Source organism: Musicola keenii (genome assembly GCF_014855505.1).
GTDB lineage: Bacteria > Pseudomonadota > Gammaproteobacteria > Enterobacterales > Enterobacteriaceae > Musicola > Musicola paradisiaca.
On sequence record NZ_JAAWVW010000018.1, the window covers coordinates 44819 to 68006 of the forward strand.

The following is a 23188-nucleotide window of genomic DNA, read 5'->3' on the forward strand; positions in this document are numbered from 1 at the left end:
TGAGGAGAGTGATGACGATGGAGTCTCTGACGCAGCGTCCGCGCTGGCCGGACAATAAACGCGGTTGTATGGCGCTGGCTTTCGATCTCGACGGGCCGACCGGCGACGCCATGCTGAACGGGTCTATTTGGCAAAAGCCGGAGTATTTTACCTTCGGCGGCTATGGGCCGTTTCGCGCCTTGGGGCGGATCCTGGCGCTGTTGGAGCAGTTCTCGATCCCGGCGACTTTTTTCGTGCCTGCCTGGGTGGTGGAGAACTGGCCGAAACAGTGCGCCGCCATCGTCGAGCAAGGCCATGAGGTGGCGTATCACGGCTACCGTCATGAGTCTTTCTATGCACTTTCCGCCGAGGAGCAGCGCCGGGTGATGGACGTTTCCGCGGACATTTTCTGGCGCTATCTCGGCATCCGCGCCGAGGGGTTCCGCACGCCGTCGGGGGACTGGCACGCCGATACGCCGGCGGTGCTGGTGGACTGCGGCGTGACCTACTCCAGCAGCATGCGCGGCGACGACCGCCCGTACCTGATCCCGGTGGCCGGCCGCGACCGCGCGCTGGTGGAGATCCCAGGGCGTTGGGAGATGGACGATTACGCCTCGCTGGCCTATACCCGTTCGCCCAACTTTCCCGCCGGACTGGATCGCACCGCCAGCTATGCACTGACGCTGGATAACTGGTGCCGCGAGTACGACGGCGCAATGGATGAAGGGTTGTGCCTGACCACGCTGTTCCATCCGAAAATTTCCGGCAAACCGGGGCGCATCCTGCTGCTGGAACAGTTTCTTTCCCACCTGCGCCAGCGTGACGATGTGTGGTTCGCCCGCTGCCGCGAGGTGGCTCACTGGCATCTCAGGGAGGAACGCCCATGAGCGAGTTTGCCCACTGGCCCGCCCCCTACCGCTGTGCGGTGGTAGTGACCATCGATTATTACGATGTCCACGGCATCCTCACCCAGACACCTGCCGTGGCCGGCCGGGAAAAAACACTGTCGGTCTGGCGCTATGGCACCACGCGCGGCGTGGATCGTTTGCTGGCGCTGCTGGCGCGCAAACAGATCGCTGCGAGTTGGTGTCTGCCGGCCATCGTCGCTGAAGAAAACCGCGACCTGTTCGCGCGCATCGTCGCCGGCGGCCATGAGATAGCCTGTTCGGGCTATCGCCATCAGGATTTTGACGCTATCACGCTGGCGGAACAGGTCGCCAGCCTGCACCAAGGGTGCGACGCGCTGGAGACGCTGAGCGGGACGCGCCCGGTCGGCTTCCGGCTGCCCGCCGGGCAGTGGAAACCGGGGTTCGTCGAGGCGATGGCGCAGGCGGGGATCCGCTGGTCGTCCAGCTGGCGCGGCGACGATCTGCCCTATTTCCATCAGGAGGCGCCGCTGGTGGAGCTGCCGCTGCACTATGAGTTGGAGGACGACCCCTATTTTGCCTTCAATCTCAGCCCGGCGGTGCCGCCGGGGCAGTCTCGCATCGCGTCTTATGCCCATACGCTGGAGAACATGAAGCTCGATTTTCGCGGTTTTTATCGCTTCGGCGGTTGCTATGTGTTGCGGTTGCACCCGGAAATCATCGGTACGGCGGGCCGCATCGGCCTGCTGGACGAACTGCTGGATTTCATTTGCAGCCATGACAACGTTTGGTTGGCGACGGCGGGCGAGGTGGCGGCATGGTGGCAAACGCAGCCGACCAATGCGCCGGAGCATCCGGCGGCGATTTATCATCAGCATGTGAATACGCAGGTACAGTCATGAACAATGCGCAGGCGCAACTGGCCGCATTTATCTGCCAGACCCGTTTCAGCGATTTCCCGGCCGAGCTGGTAGAACGCTGCAAACGCCATATTCTCGATACCCTCGGCGCGGCGCTGGCCGGGGTGGATAGCGACGTCTATCGCGCCGTCGATCGCGCCCTGTCCGAACCGGCGCCCGAAACGGGAGCGGTGCTGTGGGGGCGCAATAGCGTGGCCAGCGTCCGTCAGGCGGCGTTGCTCAACGGCGTAGCGGCGCACATGTATGAACTGGACGATACCGGCGGCTGCGATCACTCCGGCGCGGTGGTGCTGCCGGCGGTGCTGGCGATATTACCGATGTGTCCGCAGCCGGTATCCGGCCAGGATCTGATCCGGGCGGTGGTCATCGGCTATGAAGTGGGGCGTCGGGTGCTGGAAGCTTGCGGCGGCTATTCGCCCCATAACGGCGCCGGCTGGCATTCCACTGCCACCTGCGGTGTGTTCGGCGCGGCGGCGGCGGCGGCCAGCCTACTGAGGCTACCGCAGGAAAAGATGGTGGCGGCGCTAGGGTTGGCCGGCAGTTTCAGCGGCGGGTTGTGGGCGTTTATCCACGACGGTTCCCAGAGCAAGAAATTGCACGCGGGACGGGCGGCGGAAGGCGGCGTGCTGGCGGCATTGCTGGCGAATGAGTCCGTCAGTGGGCCGACCCAGCTGTTCGAGCCGGTATGGGGCGGTTTTCTGTCCACGTTGGCGGCGAATAGCGCTCAGCCGGCGGCGCTGACGCAGGATTTGGGGCAGGTGTGGAAGCTGCTGCGTTGTTCGATCAAACCCTACGCTTCCTGCCGCGGGGTGCATTCCGCCATTGATGCATTGAACGTGCTGCTGACGCGAATTGACGGCGACGCCGACGCCATCGAGCGAATTACCGTCAGCCTGAGCCCGTTCCTGCATGGGATGTGCGGCAACTGCGATCTGGACAGCCTGGCGGCGGCGCAGATGAGCCTGCCCTATGCGCTGGCGGCGCGGTTGGTGCATGGTCATGCCGGGTTGAATGCTTACCTGGACGGGAACCGCCAGCATCCGGGGATTGCGTCGATGTTGGCGCGCATTGAACTGCACCTTGACCCACAGCAGGACAGCGACAGCGAACCGTTGCTGACCCTGACTACGCGCCGGGGTGAGTGCTTCAGCCATCGGGTGGAGATCGCGCTGGGCTCGCCGCATAACCCGCTCAGTGATGCGGCGCTGCTGGAAAAATTCACCGCGTTAGCGGTACGTGCGCTACCAGAGCCCCGCGTACGGGCATTGGCCGATCTGTGCCTGGGGCTGGAACAGCTCGCGGATGTGCAACCGTTGGCGGAGACGCTGATGCTCGAATAGCTATTGCTGCGACGATACGGTACGAGAGCGATAAACCGACGGGGAGGCGTTGTTTCGATGCCTCCCCGTTATCCTGATAATGCCTGACTGACTTTCAAACCATCCAGATTGACGGCATAGCAGGCATGGGATGAGATGGTGATAAACAACACTTTTTCTTCGCTCACATCAACATGAACCAACATGCCTAAAGGGATTGCGATTAATTTTTGATTTTGCTGAATAGCAAACAATAAATTGTAGCTATAACTGGTGCTGGAACTGCTCTCTTTCGACCAGAAAATCCATGCGCTTTCGCTATTACGGTTCAGGTTTAAAAAACCGGTTTTAATTGTGTCGATTATTTTGTTCCTGAGCGAATCAGAAATCGAACCGCCGACTACCGCGTTAATATGATCGGAAACCTGTGCAATGGTTTGTTCTGGCGAGCCGCTGGCAACGTGAAAATTAATGACTTGCTCTATCGTTAAGCCGGCGTCATTGGCAACGGAAATCGCTTTATTGGTATCAAAATTCAGGGTCGACGTTAATGCATTTTGAAATACCCGGCTGATGGCCAACGACTGAGGGATATATTGCGCTTCAACACTGAATAGGGTTTTGAAATGCAGGGGTTGCTCCTGTTCTGCCTGTAAAGCATATCGATTAACCATAACGGGCGCAGAGATAATATTCAGTACGATCGGACTGTTATAAATAGTCGGATGTAAGTCGTCTGTAATATTCAAAATAAGCCCCCTGGTTCAGGTTAATGAAATAATGCTGTCTCTGGGCAACCGGAAAAAATAGGCGATTACTCCAGCGGTTTGACGATCTGGAATCCTTTTATGGATATCGTAATCTCTTCTTTTTTCAAGGTTAAACGCCAGTCTTTGGTGCTAAATATATCGGTGATGGCGGTACTCGGCGTGACCGTAATGATAAGTGGGCCTGCGGCCATCATGGCGCCGGTTTCATCCCCTTGGCTGACAAGAAATAAACTGTATGAATAACTGACGACCTGATGTTGGGTATCAGGCTGGGTAGTGATATGAAACCAGGGTTTATCTTTTTGTGTATCCAGATCGCAAAAAGCATGAGACAAAATATTTTGAATATATGTGTCTTGACTTATACCCAATACGCCTTCGATTTTTAACTGTTCGGATAACGCGGTGGTTAAAGCGGACAGGGTGTCAAATGACTTTTTTACGGTCGTATTATGGGTAGCGACAATCGCCAGATCAGGTTGCGCCTGCGCTTTTTTTACCGCCTTAGCCAAATCCAGCTGGCCGCGATCATCGACTTCATGTGCAAACAGCTGAGCCAGAGAGAGGGCTTGGGCATAATAGTTTTCATTTTGAAGATTGAGAAACACCTGATACGGCAAGGTATTATCATCATCCGGGTAAATTTCTATACTCATATTATCACCATGTATGAATCGTTATATGTTCTGCTATTTAGCGGTGAGCGCCTCAACAATCACCATACTCTTGAAGTTCATGTGCTGGGTAATTGATGAGCCTGCTACTAGTGCCAGAACATTCGCATCTGACTGCGTGATGGTAATGTCAACGCTGGTTAACTGACCGACCATAACCGAACCTGTCGCCATATTTTGCGTGACATCAAACATATTATATTGGTACTTCAATGTGTTTGATTGCTCGTTGAAAATTGTAAAATAATTACCGTTTTTCTGAGCATTAAGGTCGATAAAGGCTTTGGCGGCAATACCGAATGCCATCCAGTTTTCTGTGGCCGCGCCTTGTACCATGCGGATGAGGTTTTGCAACTGGTCAATGGCGACCCAGACCTGAGAAATAGTGCTGTTCCCTTTTACGGTATGTGTACCGACAACCGCCAGCGTATCGTGACTTTTTGCAATCGATAGCGCCTTCTCGAAATTAATCCCTTGCTGAGAAATGTAAGCCTCATTGAAAATATTGGCCATATTGATGGCCTGAGCAACGTATGTTAAGTCGACATTTAATGTGACGCTAAAGTTTTTATTTCCGTCGACAATATTCGTCGGGTTTAAGGTAATGGCATTCATCTCAGTGCCTTATTTCATATCCGGTAAGGAGAATAATAAAAATGCCATGACGAGCATGGCATTTTCAGAATTAGGATTTGAGTGCTTCAACAACAGTGATGGATTTCACATTAACAGAATAATTATGTTTGTCTTTGATGGTAATCCAGAGCACTTGTTCTTTATCGACATCAACGGTAATGGTCAAGCCGATAGGTGCGGCGGCCATAACGGAACCGGTATCCTGATTGGCAACAGCAAATAAGATATTGTAAGTATAGGTTGTTTTCGATTCGCTCTCTTTATTCCAGAAAATCCACTTACTTTCTTTTTGTGCATCAAGGTTGGTAAAACCCTGTTCAATCGTGCTGGCAAATTTTTTATACGTTGGGCTGTCTTTATCGAGCACTACGCCGACAACGGTATCCAGCAATTTCATGACGTCGTCCACCATGGCGGATACCTGGTTGTTTTGCTTGGTAATAGACTGATTTATCGTACCTATAATCGCCATTTCAGGGTGGTTTTTTACCAGATCAATGGCTTTATCAAAATTAAATTCAAGATTGTCTCCATTAATGGCGCTCTGAAATACTCTTGACATTTCAATCGCCTGTCCGACATATTTTTGTGGTAATTGAAATAACGTGTTGAAATTAAGATCTAAGTTTGAATTATTTGCCATTAGTTCATTGCTATTCAATACAATGATATTATCGAATTTCATCTCGATACTCTCCAGGAATAAAATGTGTAGGGGCACTGTTTTCTATTTTAACCTAGGAGTCGTTTTTAAAAAGATCAAGCTGCATGGTAGGTATATTTTATTTCCGACTGATGACTGGTTTGCGGCTAATTATTCGTTGGTTATGTTTTTAATTATTAATAAACTTATTTTCATACTGTGATGATATTGCTATTACTTAAATATTTAATCATCTATTTCATTGTATGCCCGACATATTTCATATTACAGATGTGTTGGCGGTGTTTTTTCACTTGCTTTATGTTGCGGAGTCATCTCATCAGGATTCACGGACTTAATTGCCTTACGGCAACGTTAAATCAGTGGTTGGGGTAAACGAGAAAAAACCACCGAGTTGCAACGTGACGTATGACGAGAAGCTATGCCCGCTAACATGATCAGAACGGTAATACCGCTTTCGCAAAACAAGAAATAACCTTCTCTTATCGACAATCACGCAAATGGTGCAGGCGGGTGAATGTGTGCACTGGAATAGCACCCGATTTCTGCTAACAGGCATGGGCTGCGGTTTTTCACTCCGGGATTGTCATTTATTTTTATTATTGCCGATGTGAATAAATCCAGAATGAATCGGTACTTTCTCATTTTGAGAAAGCCTGGATCGAAAATCTGTAACGGTAATTGGCCGTGATTGGCGTTGGTCTTGCAATGCTGTTAACGAATGTTTTTGTTGGTGACCATTTTTTTATTCGTCCTTTATTGTGGTTAGGAGAACAGCATGGCTCGTAATCTGGCAAGACATATTCGTAAATATGCATTAACCGCGTTATTGGCCGGCTGCGCGTCCGCCAGTTATGCGGGAAAACAAAACGATACTCTGGTTTACGCCTCCGACAGTGAGGTGGAAAACGTCAGTCCTTACCACAATAACATGCGGGAAGGCGTCATTCTGGCGCATCTGGCGTGGGATACGCTGATTTATCGCGATCCGAAAACCGGCGAGTACAAAGGCGAACTGGCGACCGACTGGAGCTGGGAAGCGCCCACTGTGCTGCTGCTGCATCTGCGTAAAGGCGTGACCTTCCATAATGGCGACGCCTTTACCGCCGATGATGTGGTGTACACCTTCCAAAGTATCGGTGGGCCGAACACCGCCTCGGTGATCCCGCAGAGCGTGGATTGGATCGACCATGTCGAGAAAGTCGACGACTATACGGTGCGGTTGCATCTGAAAAAACCGTTTCCGGCCGCGCTGGAATATCTCTCCGGCCCAACCCCTATCTACCCCGCCAAATACTTCCAGCAGGTGAAGCTGGAGGGCTTTAGCAAAGCGCCGATCGGCACCGGCCCTTACAAGATTGTGAAGGTTACACCGGGGCAGGGGGTATTGATGGAGAAAAACCCGAACTACTTCAAGGACAGCCCTATCGGCCAGCCGAAAATCGGCAAACTGCAATTTGTGGTGATCCGCGATCCGGAAGCGCGCGTGGCGCAACTGATGACCGGCCAGGTGGATTGGATCTGGCGTGTGGCCTCGGATCAGGCGGCGTCTCTGGCCTCGGTGCCGAATATCACCGTGAAAAGCGGCGAAACCATGCGTGTGGGCTTTTTGGAGCTGAATACCAATGCCACCGGCCCTGAAGGCGCGCCGTTCAAGGATTTGCGCGTGAGGCAGGCGATCAGCTACGCCATCAACCGCCAGGCGATGGTGGACAACATGGTGCGTGGCGGCAGTAAGCCGGTGTTCTCCGCCTGTTTCCGTTCCCAGACCGCCTGTGACGACAGCCAGGTCATGCAATACCCGTATGATCCGGCCAAGTCTAAACAACTGCTGGCGGAAGCGGGTTTCCCCGACGGTTTTGAAACCGATTTGTGGGCCTATCGCGAACGTGACTACGCCGAGGCGATCATCGGCGACCTGCGCAAAGTGGGGATTCGCGCCCGTCTGCACTTCGTCCAGTACCCGGTGATGGCCAATGCGCTGGCGTCCGGCCAGGCGCCGCTGGCGTTCAGCACCTGGGGATCGTTTTCCATCAACGACGCGACCGCGTTCGTGACGCCGTACTTCGGCGGCAAGGGCAACGATATCTGGAAAGATCCGGACATCATCGCCGAGCTGGCGAAAGCGGATGCCATCACAGTGCCGCCGCAGCGTAAGTCGGCCTACGCCAAGCTGCTGGCGAACATCTCGGCGAAAGCCTATATGGCGCCGTTGTTCTCCTATTCCACCAACTACGCCTTTACGTCAGACCTGAATTTCCAGGACTGGCCGGATGAATTGCCGCGCTTCGCCGAAGCGAGCTGGAAGTAATCCGCCATCGGGAAGGGGCGGCCCTTCCCGGAGCGTCCGTTTTGCGAGGAGCACTCTCATGGTGAAGTTCATTTTTCATCGGTTACTGGTTGCGTTGGCGGTGCTGTTCACCGTGGCGGTGGTCAGTTTTTCACTGCTGCACTTGTCCGGCGATCTGGCGGCGGCGATCGCCGGGCCGGACGCGACCGCAGACACCATCGCCCAGATTCGGGTACAGAACGGGCTGGATCAGCCGCTGCTGACCCAGTTCTCCCGCTGGATGTGGTCGGCGCTGCACCTGGATTTCGGCCGCTCGTTCTATTTTGAAAATACGGTGATGGAGCTGGTGGGGCAGCGCATGCCGGTTACGCTGCAACTGGGCGTGGCGTCGCTGTTGCTGGCGCTGACGGTGGCGATCCCGCTGGGCGTTTTGGCCGCGGTGTTCCGCGATACCTGGGTGGATCGCCTGGCCATGCTGGTGGCGGTGATCGGCCAGGCGATGCCGAACTTCTGGTTCGCGCTGGTGTTGATCCTGATTTTCGCCGTTGGCCTGAAATGGGTGCCGGTGGCGGGGAATACCACCTGGTTGAACTTCGTGCTGCCCGCTGTGGCGCTGGGCTACTACGCCATGCCGTCGCTGATGCGTTTAACCCGTTCCGGCATGCTGGATGTGCTGGGTTCCGACTATATCCGCACCGCCCGCGCCAAAGGACTGAGCGCGTTCAAGGTGGTGTTCAAGCATGGCCTGCGTAACGCCATCATCCCGGTGGTGGCGCTGGCGACAGTGGAACTGGGATTCATGCTGGGCGGTTCGGTGGTGATCGAGTCGGTGTTCTCGCTGCAAGGGCTGGGGCAATTAGCCTGGGATTCCATCTCCCGTAACGATTTCCCGGTGGTGCAGGCCATCGTTTTGATTATCGCCGTGTTTTATATCGGACTGACCTTTCTGGCGGATGTCCTCAATGCGGCACTGGATCCGCGTCTGCGCAGCAAATAAGGAGCCGCAATGAAAAGTACGCTTGCACGTTTCGCCGTGATGATGAAAAGCGCGCCGGCCGTTGAGCCAGGGCTGCTGCCCGAGCCGGGGCCGTGGCAGCGCTGGAGGCGAAAAATACTCGGCCACCACGGCATGACGCTGGGGGTGATGATTTTGGGCGGTATCGTCCTGCTGGCGATCCTGGCGCCGCTGATAAGCCCGCACGATCCCTTCGCGCAGGAAGTCAGCCGGCGGCTGATTCCGCCGGTATGGCACGACAAAGGCAGCTGGGATCACCTCCTCGGTACCGACAAACTGGGGCGCGATTATTTAAGCCGGTTGCTGTATGGCGCACGGGTATCGCTGGCCATCGGTCTGATCTCGGTGATGATCTCTGGGTTTATCGGTATTTCGCTCGGCGTTCTGGCCGGGTACTTCGGCGGTCGCGTCGATGCGGCGGTCAGCTATCTGTTGACGGTGCGCCTGTCGATGCCGGTGATTCTGGTGGCGCTGGCGCTGGCCTCGCTGGTGGGCGGGTCGGTGAAGGTAGTGATCATGCTGCTCGGCTTGTTGTTGTGGGATCGCTTTTTGATCGTCTCCCGTTCGGTGACGCGCCAACTGCGGGAAGCGGAATTTATCGCCGCCGCCCAGACGCTGGGCGCCTCGTCGCTGTTCATTATGCTGCGGGAGATCCTGCCCAATCTGCTGGGGCCGCTGACGGTGGTGGCCACGCTGGAGATCGCCCACGCCGTGTTGCTGGAGGCGACGCTGTCGTTCCTCGGGTTGGGGGTGCAGCCGCCGATGCCGTCGTGGGGGCTGATGGTGGCTGAAGGCAAAGCATATATGTTCTTCCAGCCGTGGGTGATCGTGATCCCGGGGGTGGTGCTGGCGTTGCTGGTGCTGGGCATCAACTTGGTGGGTGATGGCCTGCGCGATATCACCGCGCTGGACGGCCGCAATTAAGGGCCTACCCCACCAGGCTATTTTACTGGCCATTTGGGCTCTGGGCGGTGCTTGAAATCCTCACGTACTGTGTACGTTCCGGTTTACTCGCTGCGCTCGCCCGTTGGGCCGGACAAATTGCTTTGTTCGTTCAACATGCAACGCATGTTGTCTCCGCGCTGTCCGTGTCCAAACTGGCTGCGCCAATGACGCCTATTGCGATAGGTGCGAAGGAGGTCGGGATGCATTCTGCTGACAACAATCCACACGAATACCCGCACGAGATCGTGCTGGACGTGAAAAATCTGCGCGTTGACTTGCCGACGCCGCGCGGCACGCTGCATGCGGTGCGCGGCATCGATTTCTCGGTACGGCGCGGCGAGATGCTGTGTCTGGTGGGAGAGTCCGGTTGCGGCAAGTCGATGACGTCGCTAGCGCTGATGGACTTGCTGCCGCGTCGGGCGGTACGCACGGCGGACTATATCCGTTTCAAAGGGCAGGATTTGCAGTCATTACGTCCGAAACAGATGTCGATGCTGCGCGGCAACCAGATGGCGATGATTTTTCAGGAGCCGATGACGTCGCTCAACCCGTCGTTCACGCTGGGGGATCAACTGTGCGAAACCCTGATGGCGCACCGGCGTGTGTCCTATGCCGAGGCGCGGGAGCGGGCGGTGTACCTGATGGAGCGCGTCGGCATTCCGCTGGCGACGGAGCGGCTGAAACAGTATCCGCACCAGCTGTCCGGCGGCTTGCGCCAGCGCATCATCATCGCCATGGCGCTGATGTGCGGCCCGGAGCTGATTATCGCCGATGAACCCACCACCGCGCTGGATGTCACTATTCAGGCGCAGATTTTACGCATGCTGCGTGAGTTGCAGCAGGAACTGGGCACGGCGGTAATTTTCATTACCCACGATCTGGGCGTGGTGGCGCGTATCGCCGACCGGGTGGCGGTGATGTACGCCGGCCAGGTGGTGGAAAACGCGCCGGTACGGGAACTGTTCCACCAGCCGCAGCATCCCTATACCCGCGGCTTGCTGGCCTGCATCCCGGTGCAGGGCAAAACCGTGCCGGGCGAGCCCTTGCAGGCGATCCCCGGCATGGTGCCGAGCTTGGTTGGGCCGCAGCAGGGCTGCGCGTTCCGTAATCGTTGCGGCGAATGTCATGAGCGTTGTCTGGTGGATGTCGACTGGCGGGCGGTGTCGCCACTGCATGCAGTGCGTTGTGTACAAGCCCAGGCTACGGAGGTGTTGGTATGACGATGCAGGCAACCCAGGATACGACGGCACTGCCGACGTACATTCCCGGCAACGACGACATCGCGCTGGAGCTGTGTGCGCTGAGCCGGACGTTTCGTCTCAATCGCGGTCTGTTCTCCCGGCCCGGCGAGATTACCGCGGTGGACAATGTGTCGCTGCGTATCCGGCGCGGTGAAACGCTGGGGCTGGTGGGGGAATCCGGCTGCGGCAAAAGCACGCTGGCGAAAATGCTGCTGGGGCTGCTGCCGCCGACTTCCGGCAACGTGCTGATTGAAGGGCGGGAGATTGATGCGGGCAACCGGCGCGAGATGGCTACCCGTATCCAGCCGATTTTTCAGGACCCTTATTCCTCTCTGAATCCGCGTCGCACCGTGGCGGATATCGTAGAAGTCGCGCTGCGGCTGCACGATATCGGCACGCCGGAAGAGCGCAAAACGCGGGTACGGGAGATGCTGGATGTGGTGGGCATGCCGTCCCGCACCCACAGCCAGTATCCGGGGCAGCTTTCCGGCGGGCAGCGCCAGCGGGTGGCGATCGCCCGGGCGCTGATTTTACAGCCCGATATTTTGATTTGTGATGAACCGACGTCGGCGCTGGATGTGTCGGTACAGGCGCAGATCCTCAATTTGTTGTTGTCGCTCAAAAAAGAGTTAGGTCTGACCTACTTGTTTATCAGTCACAACCTGTCGGTGGTGGAACATCTGGTGGATCACGTCGCGGTGATGCGCAAAGGCCGACTGGTGGAACAGGGAACCCGTGAGCAGGTATTCAACGCGCCGCAACACCCGTATACCCGTGCGCTGCTGGCCTCGGTGCTGACGCCGGAGCCGGGGTTGGGCATTCCAGAAATAGACGCCTGCTGATCCGGCAGGCGAATGCCCGATGATCGCCTGCTATGAGGTGTGATCATCGTGGACGATAAGAACCGGTGGAGCCCGAGGGGGAGAGAAGCCGGGCAACGGTGGGCAGCCGACGATTAACGATGAGAAGGATCAATGATGACACGCGAAGAGGTAATGCAGGCGGCGGCGGACTATTTTGATTCAGGCCGGTTGCGTGAGGTTCTGGCACGCCGGGTGGCGTACCCCACGGAGAGCCAGAATGCGCAACGGGCTCCGATATTGATGGATTATTTGACGGACGAGATCGCTCCGTTGTTGCAGGAGATGGGCTTTGAAAGCCAGATCGTGCCCAACCCGGTGGCGGGCAAAGGGCCGTTCCTGCTGGCGCGGCGCATCGAGCCGGAAGCGGAATTGACGGTGCTGACCTACGGCCACGGCGATGTAGTGCTGGGGGACGACGCTAACTGGCGCGACGGGCTATCGCCCTGGGCGCTGACGCCGGACGGCAACCGCTGGTACGGGCGCGGCATCGCCGACAACAAAGGGCAGCACACCATCAATCTGGCGGCGCTGTCGCTGGTATTGAAAGCACGCGGCGGCCGCCTTGGCTATAACGTCAAACTGATAGTGGAGATGGGGGAAGAGTACGGTTCCCCCGGTCTGGAGGCGGTGTGTCAACAGTACCGCGACTGGCTGGCGGCGGATCTGTTTATCGCCTCCGACGGGCCGCGGGTGTCGGCGCAGCGCCCGACGCTGTTTCTCGGCTCGCGCGGGGTGTTCAATTTCGGCCTGCGCTTGACGCTGCGTGACGGCGCGCATCATTCCGGCAACTGGGGCGGGCTGCTGAGCAACCCGGCTATCCGGCTGGCGCATGCCATTGGGTGTCTGGTGGACGTTAACGGGCGCATCAAGGTGCCGGCTTTGCTGCCGCCGCCGCTGTCGGAGGCGATGCGCCGGGTGTTGTCCGATATCGAACTGGGCAGCGGCCCGGACGACCCGGCGATTGATCCGAACTGGGGTGAGCCGGGCTTGAGCGCGGCGGAGAAGGTGTATGGCTGGAATACGCTGGACGTGTTGGCGTGTATCACCGGCAATCCGGATAAACCGGAACACGCCATTCCCGCGACGGCGCGCGCCCAGTGCCATATGCGTTATGTGCCGGGCAGCGACGTGGAGCATTTTGCGGAACATATTCGTCGCCATCTGGATGACAACGGTTTTGAAGATGTGGAGGTGGTTAGCCCGGATCACTGTTTTGAAGCAACCCGTATCGACCCGGACGACCCCTGGGTGCACTGGGGGCTGGCGTCCATCGCCCGCTCGGTGAACAAACCGGCGGCGGTGCTGCCGAACTTCGGCGGTGGTCTGCCGAACGCCTGTTTCCTGCGCACGCTCGGCCTGCCGACATTGTGGGTACCGCACTCGTACCCCGGCTGTTCCCAGCATGCGCCGAATGAACACCTGCTGGCGGACGTGGCGCGCGAGGCGTTGCACATCATGAGCGGCCTGTTTTGGGATTTGGCGGAAGAGGGCGGCAGGGTGAAGACGTTAAGAGAACAACATGTGATTGTGTGAACAAATATGACTGTGTGCCCATCGATATCACTCACATCTTGATAGTGGCGTGTGTTGCCTTCTGGCATAAAAAATTTTGCTGAGGGATGGGAGGCCGTAGGGTGAGCCGCATGGATGCGGCGAAAACTCGTGCCGCGCCGGACAAAAACGCGAAAAGCGTTTTTGAACAGCGTTTACGCTGGCCCGCAGGGCGAGCCACATTCTGTGGCGAGTAACCGCGTAACGAGAGGCCCGTTAAGCGGCCACCTATCCCGAAGGCACCGCGTTAGCGGCAAAATTTAGCCAGCAAGCCCGGGTTCACAGGGAGGCGGCGTTTGAGCCTCCCTGTGTCGGGCGGAGCGAAAAATAGTAAAGATAAAATATGAGGTTAATACGCCCGAAACCTTCTCGGATTCTGAATGTGATGGCATGACGTTTCCGATAGATTCTGTCTCTCGGAGACCCTCTATGCATAACAGTGAAATTCGTTACTTTATGGCGGTCGTCGGCGCCGGTTCCATCAGCGCCGCCAGCCAGCAGTTATTCGTTGCCGTGTCTGCCATTAGTCGCCAGATCCAGCGGCTGGAAACCCGGTTGGGCGTGCCGTTGTTCGAGCGTAGCGCCCGTGGCATGGTGCTGAACGATGCCGGACACATTCTGGCTAACCATGTACGGCGCAGTATGGCCGATATGGAACTGGCGATGGCGGAAATCGAAGGGTTGAAGTCGGTGCGCCAGACCACTATCCGGGTGGTCTGTACCGACGGCGTGGCGTTCAATCTGCTGCCGACCATGCTGGCGCGTTTTCGTGAGATTCATCCGCGCGTCAGTTTCTATCTGACGGTCGGCACCGCCCGTCAGGTGCCGGAATTAGTGCGTAACGGCGAATGCGATGTGGCGTTGAAATTCAGCCTGTCGCCGGAGCATGGCGTGGAAGTGCTGGCGTCCTACCCGGCGCCGGTATTGGTGTTTATGCAGGCGGATCACCCGCTGGCCAACAAAGAGTTCCAACTGGCGGATCTCAATGCCTGGCCGATGGTGTTGCCGGATCAATCCGCGACCATTCGCCAACTGTTCGATCTCTCCTGTCGCATGAACAATGTGTTTATCGATCCGGTGTTTACCAGCAATCACTTTTCCTCGCTGTACGATTTCGTGCTCAATACGCCGGATGCCATCGGTATTTGCAGCCATTTTTCTATTCTCTACAGCGCCCGGCGCGACAACCTGCGGATGAGAACCGTCAATATCGACCAACTGAGCCAGCGTACTTTCCAGATCCAGACGGAAATGGGGCGCCCGCGTACCGCCGTATTGAGCGCATTTTTCGCGTTTCTCCGGCAGGAGTTGCAGATCCAGGATCAGCGCTGCCGTCAGGAATTCGATTTGCAACTGCATTGACGGGCGAGGGTGTCTTCATTTGTTTTTCTTATTTAATTTTATTTCTATTTTGTGTGATTTTTTGGAATTTAAAATTGAAATATAAAATTTTTATTTAATTTTTATAAAAAAATAGATCTGATTTAGCAATTTAAATGAATTCGGTTTTAGGTAGTATAGCGCTAACAGGAGAACGCGCTTCCCGTGTCTTACCCTCTTGTTTCCCTGGTGGCGTCTGCCCGGTCGTCATCAGTGGGGGACGTCGGGAAGCGCACCTCTCCACGGTGAGCCGGGGAACCCGGAGCCGTAACTCAACAGCCCTATTTTTTCCTTTGTTTACCGGAGCCTGACTATGAATCTGGAAAAATTCCCCCGTCACCCGCTGACGTTTGGCCCATCGCCGATTACGCCAATGAAACGCCTGAGTGCTTATCTGGGCGGCGATGTTGAGATTTACGCCAAGCGCGAGGACTGCAACAGCGGCCTGGCATTCGGCGGCAACAAGACCCGCAAACTGGAATATCTGATTCCGGAAGCGCTGGCGCAGGGCGCTGATACGTTGGTGTCCATCGGCGGCATTCAGTCTAACCAGACACGCCAGGTGGCGGCGGTGGCGGCGCATTTAGGCATGAAATGTGTGCTGGTACAGGAAAACTGGGTTAACTATGCCGATGCGGTGTATGACCGGGTGGGCAACATTGAACTGTCCCGCATTATGGGGGCGGATGTGCGCCTGGATGCGGCCGGTTTCGACATCGGTATCCGTGAAAGCTGGAAACAGGCGATGGACGATGTGGAGAAAAGCGGCGGTAAACCTTTCCCGATCCCGGCCGGTTGTTCCGAACATCCGTATGGCGGCCTGGGTTTTGTCGGCTTCGCCGAAGAAGTACGCCAGCAGGAAAAAGAGCTGGGTTTCAAATTCGATTATATCGTGGTGTGTTCTGTGACCGGCAGCACCCAGGCGGGGATGGTGGTAGGCTTTGCCGCCGACGGTCGCGCCCGCAACGTGATCGGCATTGATGCTTCCGCCAAGCCGGAAAAAACCAAGGCGCAGATCCTACGCATCGCGCAGAACACCGCCAATCTGGTGGAGTTGGGCCATGAAATCACGGAAGAAGATGTGGTGCTGGATACCCGTTATGGCGGCCCGGAATACGGCTTGCCGAACGAAGGCACGCTGGAAGCCATTCGGTTGTGCGCCCGTCTGGAAGGCGTGCTGACCGATCCGGTTTACGAAGGCAAATCCATGCAGGGCATGATCGACATGGTGCGTAAGGGTGAGTTCCCGAAAGGTTCTAAAGTGTTGTACGCCCATCTGGGCGGTGCGCCGGCGCTCAGTGCGTACAGCTATATTTTCCGTAACGGTTAATAAGCTGCGCAGTGGGTTCGGTGTGAAACAATAATAATCCGATCGCTTATGCCTATAAGCGATCGGATGAGTGTGCTTTCGTAGGGCCAGGAATTTTCGCCAGAATCAGGAAATTAAGGTTACTTTCTCGCTGGTGAAGATGACCCGCTTTTCAACAGTGAATCTGGAATGGAAATAACAGAAATCAAAACGGGACGTTATTTGTTTTCATCATAATAGACATACCCATCCTGTATTTTTTTATATTTTTTCAAATCCGGCATTTGGGTGTAAAGCTCACCGGTTAAATCGTAATGATTGAGCAAGTTGGTATAGTCGGATTGTTTAATTACGCTATAGGCGGGTTCAGCGGTGGGATGCATCCAATAACAATTATCCTCCCCAAGAAGAATGGTTCCGTTAACCAGCGTAATACCGACATAGTTTTCCGGTACTTTTAGTGTTTTACGGATGCTGTGCTCTAACTCTTTCGTTAATTCTGCTTCAATTGTGACAAGGTTCGAGTCTTTAATTTCAATATCGGTGGAAGCAGAAACCTTAACGTAGTATTCACCCTGTACGCTGGCGCTGTATTTCTGATCCAACATGTGTTCGGTGACTTGCTTGTAACTATCCACGGTTTTTTGATAGGTATCCGTATACTCCTCCAGCTCGGTAAAGGGGGCAACGTAGCTGAGTATAAATCCAACGTTTTCAGCGACAACAGTAGACGGAACATAATCTTTCACATACGTAATATCCAGTGCGTCTACTCGTGCCCCGGAGCGGCCACCAATATACAGTATTCGAATACCATGGATTTCATGCTCGCTTCCGCCATTCCCTCCGCCCTGAATACTATTCCCCTGGTTGGTGACGAAACAGGCATAATCAATTTCAGCACCTGAGCGTATATATATTTTATTAATGTATTCATTATTGCCTAATGTTATTGCCCCTTGTGAAGAGCCGCCATCTCCACCGTGTTTTTCTTCATTGATCTGAATTTGATCTACTCTGCTGCCGGTACGTAATCCTATTTTATAAACTACCTGGTTGGCGAAGGGACTACCGCCATTACCACCAAAGCTTGATGTGATTATTGAAGACATTTCTCGCTCCTTATTTCAGGATAGATACCTGATATTGACCGTTGAATATTCTGCTGGCTGTAAAGACTCTCTTTTTAAAAACGTGATTTTTTTAGTGTAGATTTTAGTTTTGCTATTTCAAGCGGAAATAAAAATGGCTGTGGACATGTTTGGTAATGGATTGTTTGTTCTGGTTTTTTATTTATTCTCATTATGAAAATATATTTATTTTTATTATTAGCTGTTGATGATTTGGCTGGCGATATTCTCACTCGGATAGGGGAATATTTTCAGCTATTGCGTTATCCCCTAAATAATTCGAGTTGCAGGAAAACGACAAGCGAGTGACAAATTCGTTGGGCGCGAATTTGGCCCGCCAACGCACCTGCAACTTGACGTCTGACGAGGACATCAGGCTCATCATGAGCCTGATGTTTAACGAGCCATCAATAGCGTGAGTTAAAACACCAATTTCGTTGTCGAGAGCACTTCCCGCAGGCCAATAAACGAGCGGATTTGGCGCACGCCGGGCAGGAACAGCAACTGTTCGGCGTGCAGCTTATTGAAGCTCTGGTTGTCTTTGGTGCGGATCATCAAGATGTAGTCGAATTCGCCGGTGACGACGTGGCATTCCATGCAACCGCTGATCTTTTGCACCGCCAACTCGAAATCCTCAAAGGTTTTCGGCGTGGAACGATCAAGCACGACGCCGATCAACACCACCATGCCCACGTTCAGCGCCTGCGGATTTAGCAGCGCTACATAGCCCTTGATCAACCCGATCTGTTTGAGCCGTTCAACCCGGCGCAAGCAAGCTGGTGGGCTGAGCGTGACTTTTTCCGCGAGGGCGACGTTGGAGATGGACGCATCCAGCTGCAATTGACGCAGGATGGCAAGATCAAAACGATCCAGGTTGTAGTTTTTTTCGTCGTCGGCGCTGACCGTGGTTTTGGCGTTCATATCCGCATCCTGTTAAATGGAATCTTATTGCGTATCGACATGGTAATACGCAATACGCAGGATAATTATGCGATAGATAAAGGATATGAAGTAGGGGTTATGGCTGCCGGGCGAAAGAATATTTCGCCCGGTATAGGTTAATCGTGGCGGAGTTTCGCCTGTTTCAATGTGGTGAACAGGCGCTCTTTATCGTGCGTGCTGAGGTTGTGCTGGGTGACGGTTTGCAGAAAGGTGGCGTGGTTGAGGTGTTGCAACGACCCTTCCTTGTGCAGGGTATCCGCTACCTGTTGCAGGATGGCGCCATTCAGCGTCGCCAACCGCGCGCGCACGTCTTCCAACGGTTTGGGTTGCCAATCGTGTTCCGGCGCGGCCAGCCAGTCGGCGCGATAGCGATACTGAATGGCTTTGGCGGCATCCATTTGCGCCTGAATGAACGGCGTGATGGAGTCTGCATCCAACCCATATTGGCTGGCTTGTTGGCGGCTGGCCTTCAGCACATTGTCTTCTTGTTGCAGGTCTTCGATCGCCAAATGGTGCCCGGCTTTGTAACCGGCGACATCTTTCATGTAGCTGAGCCGCTGATTGATCAGGGTCGGGAGTTCGGTACTTTTTGCCGCGATGGCGCTGGTGCTCAATAACAAGGCCGCAAGGCCGAGAGTCCGTAGCATGGTGCCTCCTGAGTGTGGGTATGAATCAATAGCTTAATCACCGAGTATGACAACGCCATACCGGCGGATGCACGGATTAGTAACCTGATGTGGCAGATGTTTCATTATGGTTATAATTTCATGCCGTTATTTTTATTGCGACGGCGCGGTTAAGCGGCATCACCGTCGCATCCTTATTGTTATAATTTTCTTATACTTTCTGATATTACGTCGCGATGATGTGGCGCTGGTACAGGCACAGTGGGCGTCGCTGTTGCCATGTGGGGAATCTAGAACCGTTTTCATCTGCAAGGGACGATTATGATCACGAAAAATCAGCAGGTGGTGATTGCTCGTTTATGTGGTTTTCTGGTGATGCTTTACAGCTTGTCGATGATCCCGCCGGCGCTGGTCGCCCTTTTGTTCAGAGAGAAAAGTTTTTTTTCTTTTCTGTATACGTTCTTACTCGTGTTTCCTGTCGGTGTGTTCGGCTGGATACGAACTCGCCAGACGCATTCACAGGTATATACCCAGGATGGTTTTCTGATCATCGTGATTTTCTGGATGTTGTTTTCTGTAATCAGTGCGCTGCCGTTGGCGATTAACAGTGAACTGAATATCTCGTTTACCGATGCCATGTTTGAGGGCGTATCCGGGATTACGACGACCGGCGGGTCAGTCCTGAATAACATCGATAACTTGCCTAAATCCGTGGTTTTCTACCGCTCGCAGCTTAATTTCATCGGCGGGCTTGGGGTTATCGTGGTGGCGGTGGCGTTGTTGCCCATGCTGGGGATTGGTGGCGCGAGGCTTTATCAGGCGGAAACGCCCGGGCCGTTCAAAGAGGAGCGCCTGACGCCGCGCTTGGCGGATACCTCCCGCCAGCTTTGGAGCGTGTACTCATTGTTGGCGCTGGGCGGCGCGATCGCTTACTGGCTGGCGGGCATGCCATGGTTCGACGCCATCTGTCACGCATTGTCGACGGTCTCTCTGGGGGGATTTTCCAATAAAACCGACAGTCTGGGGTATTACGCCAACCATAAAATCGAGCTGGTAGGCGGGGTGTTATCGCTGCTATCGGCAGTGAATTTCATGCTCTACTATCTGGTGTTGTATCGACGTAGTCTTAGCCCATTGATTCATAACCCTGAACTGAAATTTTTCCTGCTGATATTTACCCTGATTGCGTCGGTTGTCTGCCTGGAGTTATACCGGCTGGATATTTTTGATGCACAGGGCGCGTTTGTGCACGGTTTTTTCATGACGGCATCCATCATGACGGATAACGGTCTGGCGACGACCGGTTATGCGCGCTGGCCGGAACATGTGCTGATTTTACTGATGGCATCGAGTTTTTTTGGCGGATGCATCGGTTCAACCTGCGGTGGCATCAAAGCCTTACGCTTCCTGATACTTTACAAACAGAGCAAGCGGGAGATTGAACAGCTGATTCGCCCCCGGGCGATTTGTACGGTGAAGGTGGCAGGGACAACGTTGCAGGAAAGTGTGGTTCGTTCCGTATGGAGCTTCTTTTTTCTGTATATCTTTTTCAGCTGTATTTTTATTTTTGCGCTGAATCAGATGGGGTATGACTTGATCACGTCCTTTTCCACGGTGGCGGCCTGTATCAATAATATGGGGTTGTCGATGGGTTTAACTGCGGATGGATTCGGCAGCCTGAACGACGGCGCCAAGTGGTTAATGTGTGTGGCGATGATCATGGGGCGTCTGGAGATCTTCCCGATCCTGGTGTTGTTTTCTTCATCGTTCTGGCGTGGTTAGTTTTGCCGAGATGTTGGGAGCGTCAGATTTTGTTTTATGCCTTAACGCCGTGAGTATTCCCATGCCCGCCAGCAGCGATAGCGCCAGCGCGGCGTACAGAAAGTATTGCAGCGGCAGTGCGAAACGTTCGGACAGGAACAAAAACAGCGACATGAACGGTAAAATCGACTGATTCAGCAACATGATCCACGACGAGGCGCTGGCCAGTTGCCGTTCCGGGATCAGCGTGATACGCAGTGTGCGCATAACATTGCCGGTAAATACCCTGCCGGCAATGCCCAGCGAGTAACACGCCAGAAAAGCGCCAAGTTGCTGTAATGATCCCATCAGCAATAGTGATGCGCCGATACTGACGCCCAAGCCGATGGTCAACAGCATTTCCTGGTTCAGGCGACGGAGGGCGGCGCTGTAAACAAACGTAGATAAAAAACCTACTGCACCGGCGCAGATATCAATAAAACCGAAATATTTCACCGACAGCGCCATGTTATTTTTGATTAGCGCTGCGCCGCTAGATTCAATCAAGCCGTCAAACATGTTATTTCCCGCCGCTAAAACGATCATCAAAATAATAAATGGTTGGCGCATTATTACCGACAGTGAAATTTTATCGTTTGACGAGATGCTTTTATTCCCTTCCCTTTTTTCATCATATTCAGGAGAGGCCGAAAAGAGACGCGCAGTGAGAAAATAATAAGCGTTGCATAAATAACAGGTTGCGGAGATATACAATAACGTTACGAAACCATATTCAAATAACAACATGCCAAGCGCGGGGCCGACGACCATTCCCAGTAGATCCAACCGGGTCAACAGGTTAGCGTCATATTCAATACGACGACTGCGCCCGGCGATCAGCTTTTCCATGGCGACCAGCGTCTGAGCGTTGCCGGTTGAGATGACGGCGCCCAGCAGGCCGCAGGCTATCGCCAACGTCAGGGATTCATTGGAGAAATTGAGTACCAGACAGAGCAGCAGACAGCCGAAGGCTTTGGCGGCGTCGGCGGTGATGGACACCGGGCGGATGCCGATGCGATCGATAAATGCGCCCAGCGCCGGGATCATCACCAAGCGCGGTAGCCACCAGATCGCGTAGGACAGCCCCGAATAGGTCAGACTCTGCGTTTGAGCATACACCGCCACCGGGATCAGAAAGGTCATTAATCCGTCAGCAATAAAAACTAAAGAAAGAAAAGAAATTAAAACCGGGTTCATAATAAATATACCGCTGACAATGATATTTGTGTTTTGTAAATTAAAAAAATGACAAAATTCGGCGCGATGAAATAAAAGAATCGTCATATAAAAGACAGCATCAATATAATAATAGCCTTTTGGAAAAGTAAATATTTATTTATTGAAGAATACGGTTTTTCACCGTTTATCGCTGTCGCAATTAATCAGGGTATTATCTTGGTTGATGATGTCTGGAAACATCATTGTCACAGAGAAAGGGTTATGCTGATGCGCATAATAAAGAGGCGTAGCCTGGAGAAAATCTGATGGATATCACCGATTTTGAACAAACGTTGAGCCGCTACATTGCGGAACGACTGGCGGATGCGCAGGATGGCGCGCACGACCATCACCATCTTTGCCGGGTCGCGGCGAATGCCCGGCACATTCAGCAGCGGGAAGGGGGCGACTTGCGGGTGATTGTCGCCGCTGCCTGGCTGCACGATATTGTGCAGGTTCCTAAAAATCATCCCGATCGTTGTCGCGCTTCGCGTATGGCGGCGGAAGAAGCGGTGCGGATCCTGCAAACCCGTTTTCCGGTATTTCCCGCGACGTTGCACGCCGCCGTGTTTCATGCCGTGGAAGCGCACAGTTTCAGCGCCGGGATGACGGCGCAGACGTTGGAGGCGCAGGTCGTGCAGGATGCCGATCGTCTCGATTCCCTGGGCGCATTGGGGGTGGCTCGTGTGTTCTATGTCGCGGGATTGATGTCGCGCCCGCTGTTTGAACCGCAGGATCCGTTTGCGACCGCACGTCCGTTGGATGATCAGCGTTATACGCTCGATCATTTTCGCGTCAAATTGATGCGCCTGCCGGAGCTGATGAACACGGCGGAAGGCCGGCGTATTGCTGAAACCAATGCGTCCTGGATGATCGATTTTCTGTCCAAGCTGGCGGGCGAAATCGACGGTGAACCCTTACAGGCATCGACGTGGGTACGTGAGCATTTCGCTCGCTGGCATCCCTGGTTGTCGTGATGGACGGTTGCCCTGACCGGGGTCAAGGCGCCGGTGTGGCCCGGTGACGATAATAGACGCCTGATTTCCACCG

Annotated in this window: 21 protein-coding genes; 13 read left to right on the plus strand and 8 right to left on the minus strand. The window is 54.4% G+C overall.

What is annotated here, in order from left to right; all coding sequences use genetic code 11:
• The first annotated feature begins 17 nt into the window (after window positions 1–17).
• Genes HEP82_RS16230 through HEP82_RS16240 form a run of 3 tightly spaced genes read left to right on the plus strand, consistent with a single transcriptional unit; the run spans window position 18 to window position 3105 of the window.
• Window positions 18–866 (plus strand): polysaccharide deacetylase family protein, encoded by an 849-nt coding sequence (locus tag HEP82_RS16230; protein ID WP_192459077.1) that lies wholly within the window; start codon window positions 18–20, stop codon window positions 864–866.
• Window positions 863–1747 (plus strand): polysaccharide deacetylase family protein, encoded by an 885-nt coding sequence (locus HEP82_RS16235; RefSeq protein WP_192459043.1) that lies wholly within the window; start codon window positions 863–865, stop codon window positions 1745–1747. Before HEP82_RS16230 ends, HEP82_RS16235 begins: the two co-directional genes overlap by 4 nt.
• The gene (locus tag HEP82_RS16240) at window positions 1744–3105 is read left to right on the plus strand and encodes an MmgE/PrpD family protein (RefSeq protein ID WP_192459044.1); all 1362 of its coding nucleotides are present in this window, start codon (window positions 1744–1746) and stop codon (window positions 3103–3105) included. The genes HEP82_RS16235 and HEP82_RS16240 overlap by 4 nt, the downstream gene beginning before the upstream one ends.
• A gap of 68 nt (window positions 3106–3173) precedes the next feature.
• On the opposite strand, the gene HEP82_RS16245 is transcribed toward HEP82_RS16240, so the two are convergent.
• From HEP82_RS16245 to HEP82_RS16260, 4 genes are all read right to left on the minus strand, one after another.
• Complete coding sequence (locus HEP82_RS16245) at window positions 3174–3833, minus strand: cytolytic delta-endotoxin (protein WP_225622513.1); 660 nt, start codon at window positions 3831–3833, stop codon at window positions 3174–3176.
• A 65-nt stretch (window positions 3834–3898) separates the two neighbouring features.
• A complete protein-coding gene (locus tag HEP82_RS16250) occupies window positions 3899–4510 on the minus strand; it encodes a type-1Ba cytolytic delta-endotoxin (RefSeq protein ID WP_192459045.1) in 612 nt (203 codons plus the stop codon).
• A 33-nt stretch (window positions 4511–4543) separates the two neighbouring features.
• Window positions 4544–5143 (minus strand): type-2Aa cytolytic delta-endotoxin, encoded by a 600-nt coding sequence (locus tag HEP82_RS16255; protein ID WP_192459046.1) that lies wholly within the window; start codon window positions 5141–5143, stop codon window positions 4544–4546.
• Between the two features lie 70 nt (window positions 5144–5213).
• The gene (locus tag HEP82_RS16260; RefSeq protein ID WP_192459047.1) at window positions 5214–5849 is read right to left on the minus strand and encodes a delta-endotoxin CytB; all 636 of its coding nucleotides are present in this window, start codon (window positions 5847–5849) and stop codon (window positions 5214–5216) included.
• 757 nt (window positions 5850–6606) lie between these two features.
• Between HEP82_RS16260 and HEP82_RS16265 the strand changes: the two genes are divergently transcribed.
• The 8 genes from HEP82_RS16265 to HEP82_RS16300 all read left to right on the plus strand — a co-directional run bounded on the left by HEP82_RS16265 (window position 6607) and on the right by HEP82_RS16300 (window position 16443).
• On the plus strand, window positions 6607–8139 hold the full coding sequence (locus HEP82_RS16265; RefSeq protein ID WP_192459048.1) for an ABC transporter substrate-binding protein: 1533 nt from the start codon (window positions 6607–6609) through the stop codon (window positions 8137–8139).
• A gap of 58 nt (window positions 8140–8197) precedes the next feature.
• Entirely contained in the window at window positions 8198–9115 is a 918-nt protein-coding gene (locus HEP82_RS16270; RefSeq protein WP_192459049.1) for an ABC transporter permease, read from the plus strand.
• Window positions 9116–9124: 9 nt separating this feature from the next.
• Window positions 9125–10057 carry an ABC transporter permease gene (locus HEP82_RS16275; RefSeq protein ID WP_192459050.1) on the plus strand — a complete coding sequence of 311 codons (933 nt, stop codon included), beginning with the start codon at window positions 9125–9127 and terminating at the stop codon, window positions 10055–10057.
• Between the two features lie 221 nt (window positions 10058–10278).
• Window positions 10279–11298 (plus strand): ABC transporter ATP-binding protein, encoded by a 1020-nt coding sequence (locus tag HEP82_RS16280; protein WP_192459051.1) that lies wholly within the window; start codon window positions 10279–10281, stop codon window positions 11296–11298.
• On the plus strand, window positions 11295–12161 hold the full coding sequence (locus HEP82_RS16285) for an ATP-binding cassette domain-containing protein (RefSeq protein ID WP_192459052.1): 867 nt from the start codon (window positions 11295–11297) through the stop codon (window positions 12159–12161). Before HEP82_RS16280 ends, HEP82_RS16285 begins: the two co-directional genes overlap by 4 nt.
• A gap of 135 nt (window positions 12162–12296) precedes the next feature.
• Window positions 12297–13715, plus strand: a complete 1419-nt coding sequence (locus tag HEP82_RS16290; protein ID WP_192459079.1) for a M20 family metallopeptidase — start codon at window positions 12297–12299, stop codon at window positions 13713–13715.
• A gap of 447 nt (window positions 13716–14162) precedes the next feature.
• Window positions 14163–15095 carry a LysR family transcriptional regulator gene (locus HEP82_RS16295; protein WP_192459053.1) on the plus strand — a complete coding sequence of 311 codons (933 nt, stop codon included), beginning with the start codon at window positions 14163–14165 and terminating at the stop codon, window positions 15093–15095.
• A gap of 331 nt (window positions 15096–15426) precedes the next feature.
• Window positions 15427–16443: a 1-aminocyclopropane-1-carboxylate deaminase gene (locus tag HEP82_RS16300; protein WP_192459054.1), complete on the plus strand. Its 1017-nt coding sequence runs from the start codon at window positions 15427–15429 to the stop codon at window positions 16441–16443.
• Between the two features lie 197 nt (window positions 16444–16640).
• Here HEP82_RS16300 and HEP82_RS16305 read toward each other — a convergent pair whose 3' ends face one another.
• The 3 genes from HEP82_RS16305 to HEP82_RS16315 all read right to left on the minus strand — a co-directional run bounded on the left by HEP82_RS16305 (window position 16641) and on the right by HEP82_RS16315 (window position 19141).
• Window positions 16641–17534, minus strand: coding sequence for a jacalin-like lectin (locus tag HEP82_RS16305; protein WP_192459055.1), 894 nt, complete (start codon window positions 17532–17534; stop codon window positions 16641–16643).
• Window positions 17535–17972: 438 nt separating this feature from the next.
• Window positions 17973–18473, minus strand: a complete 501-nt coding sequence (locus HEP82_RS16310; protein WP_192459056.1) for an Lrp/AsnC family transcriptional regulator — start codon at window positions 18471–18473, stop codon at window positions 17973–17975.
• Window positions 18474–18610: 137 nt separating this feature from the next.
• Window positions 18611–19141: a chorismate mutase gene (locus tag HEP82_RS16315; protein WP_192459057.1), complete on the minus strand. Its 531-nt coding sequence runs from the start codon at window positions 19139–19141 to the stop codon at window positions 18611–18613.
• A gap of 300 nt (window positions 19142–19441) precedes the next feature.
• Between HEP82_RS16315 and HEP82_RS16320 the strand changes: the two genes are divergently transcribed.
• Complete coding sequence (locus HEP82_RS16320; protein ID WP_192459058.1) at window positions 19442–20902, plus strand: TrkH family potassium uptake protein; 1461 nt, start codon at window positions 19442–19444, stop codon at window positions 20900–20902.
• Here the strand turns inward: HEP82_RS16320 and HEP82_RS16325 are convergent.
• On the minus strand, window positions 20882–22117 hold the full coding sequence (locus HEP82_RS16325; RefSeq protein WP_192459059.1) for an MFS transporter: 1236 nt from the start codon (window positions 22115–22117) through the stop codon (window positions 20882–20884). The two genes, HEP82_RS16320 and HEP82_RS16325, sit on opposite strands and share 21 nt — an antisense overlap.
• Window positions 22118–22404: 287 nt before the next feature.
• On the opposite strand from HEP82_RS16325, the gene HEP82_RS16330 reads away from it, so the two are divergent.
• Window positions 22405–23115, plus strand: coding sequence for an HD domain-containing protein (locus tag HEP82_RS16330; RefSeq protein WP_192459060.1), 711 nt, complete (start codon window positions 22405–22407; stop codon window positions 23113–23115).
• The last annotated feature ends 73 nt before the right edge of the window (window positions 23116–23188 follow it).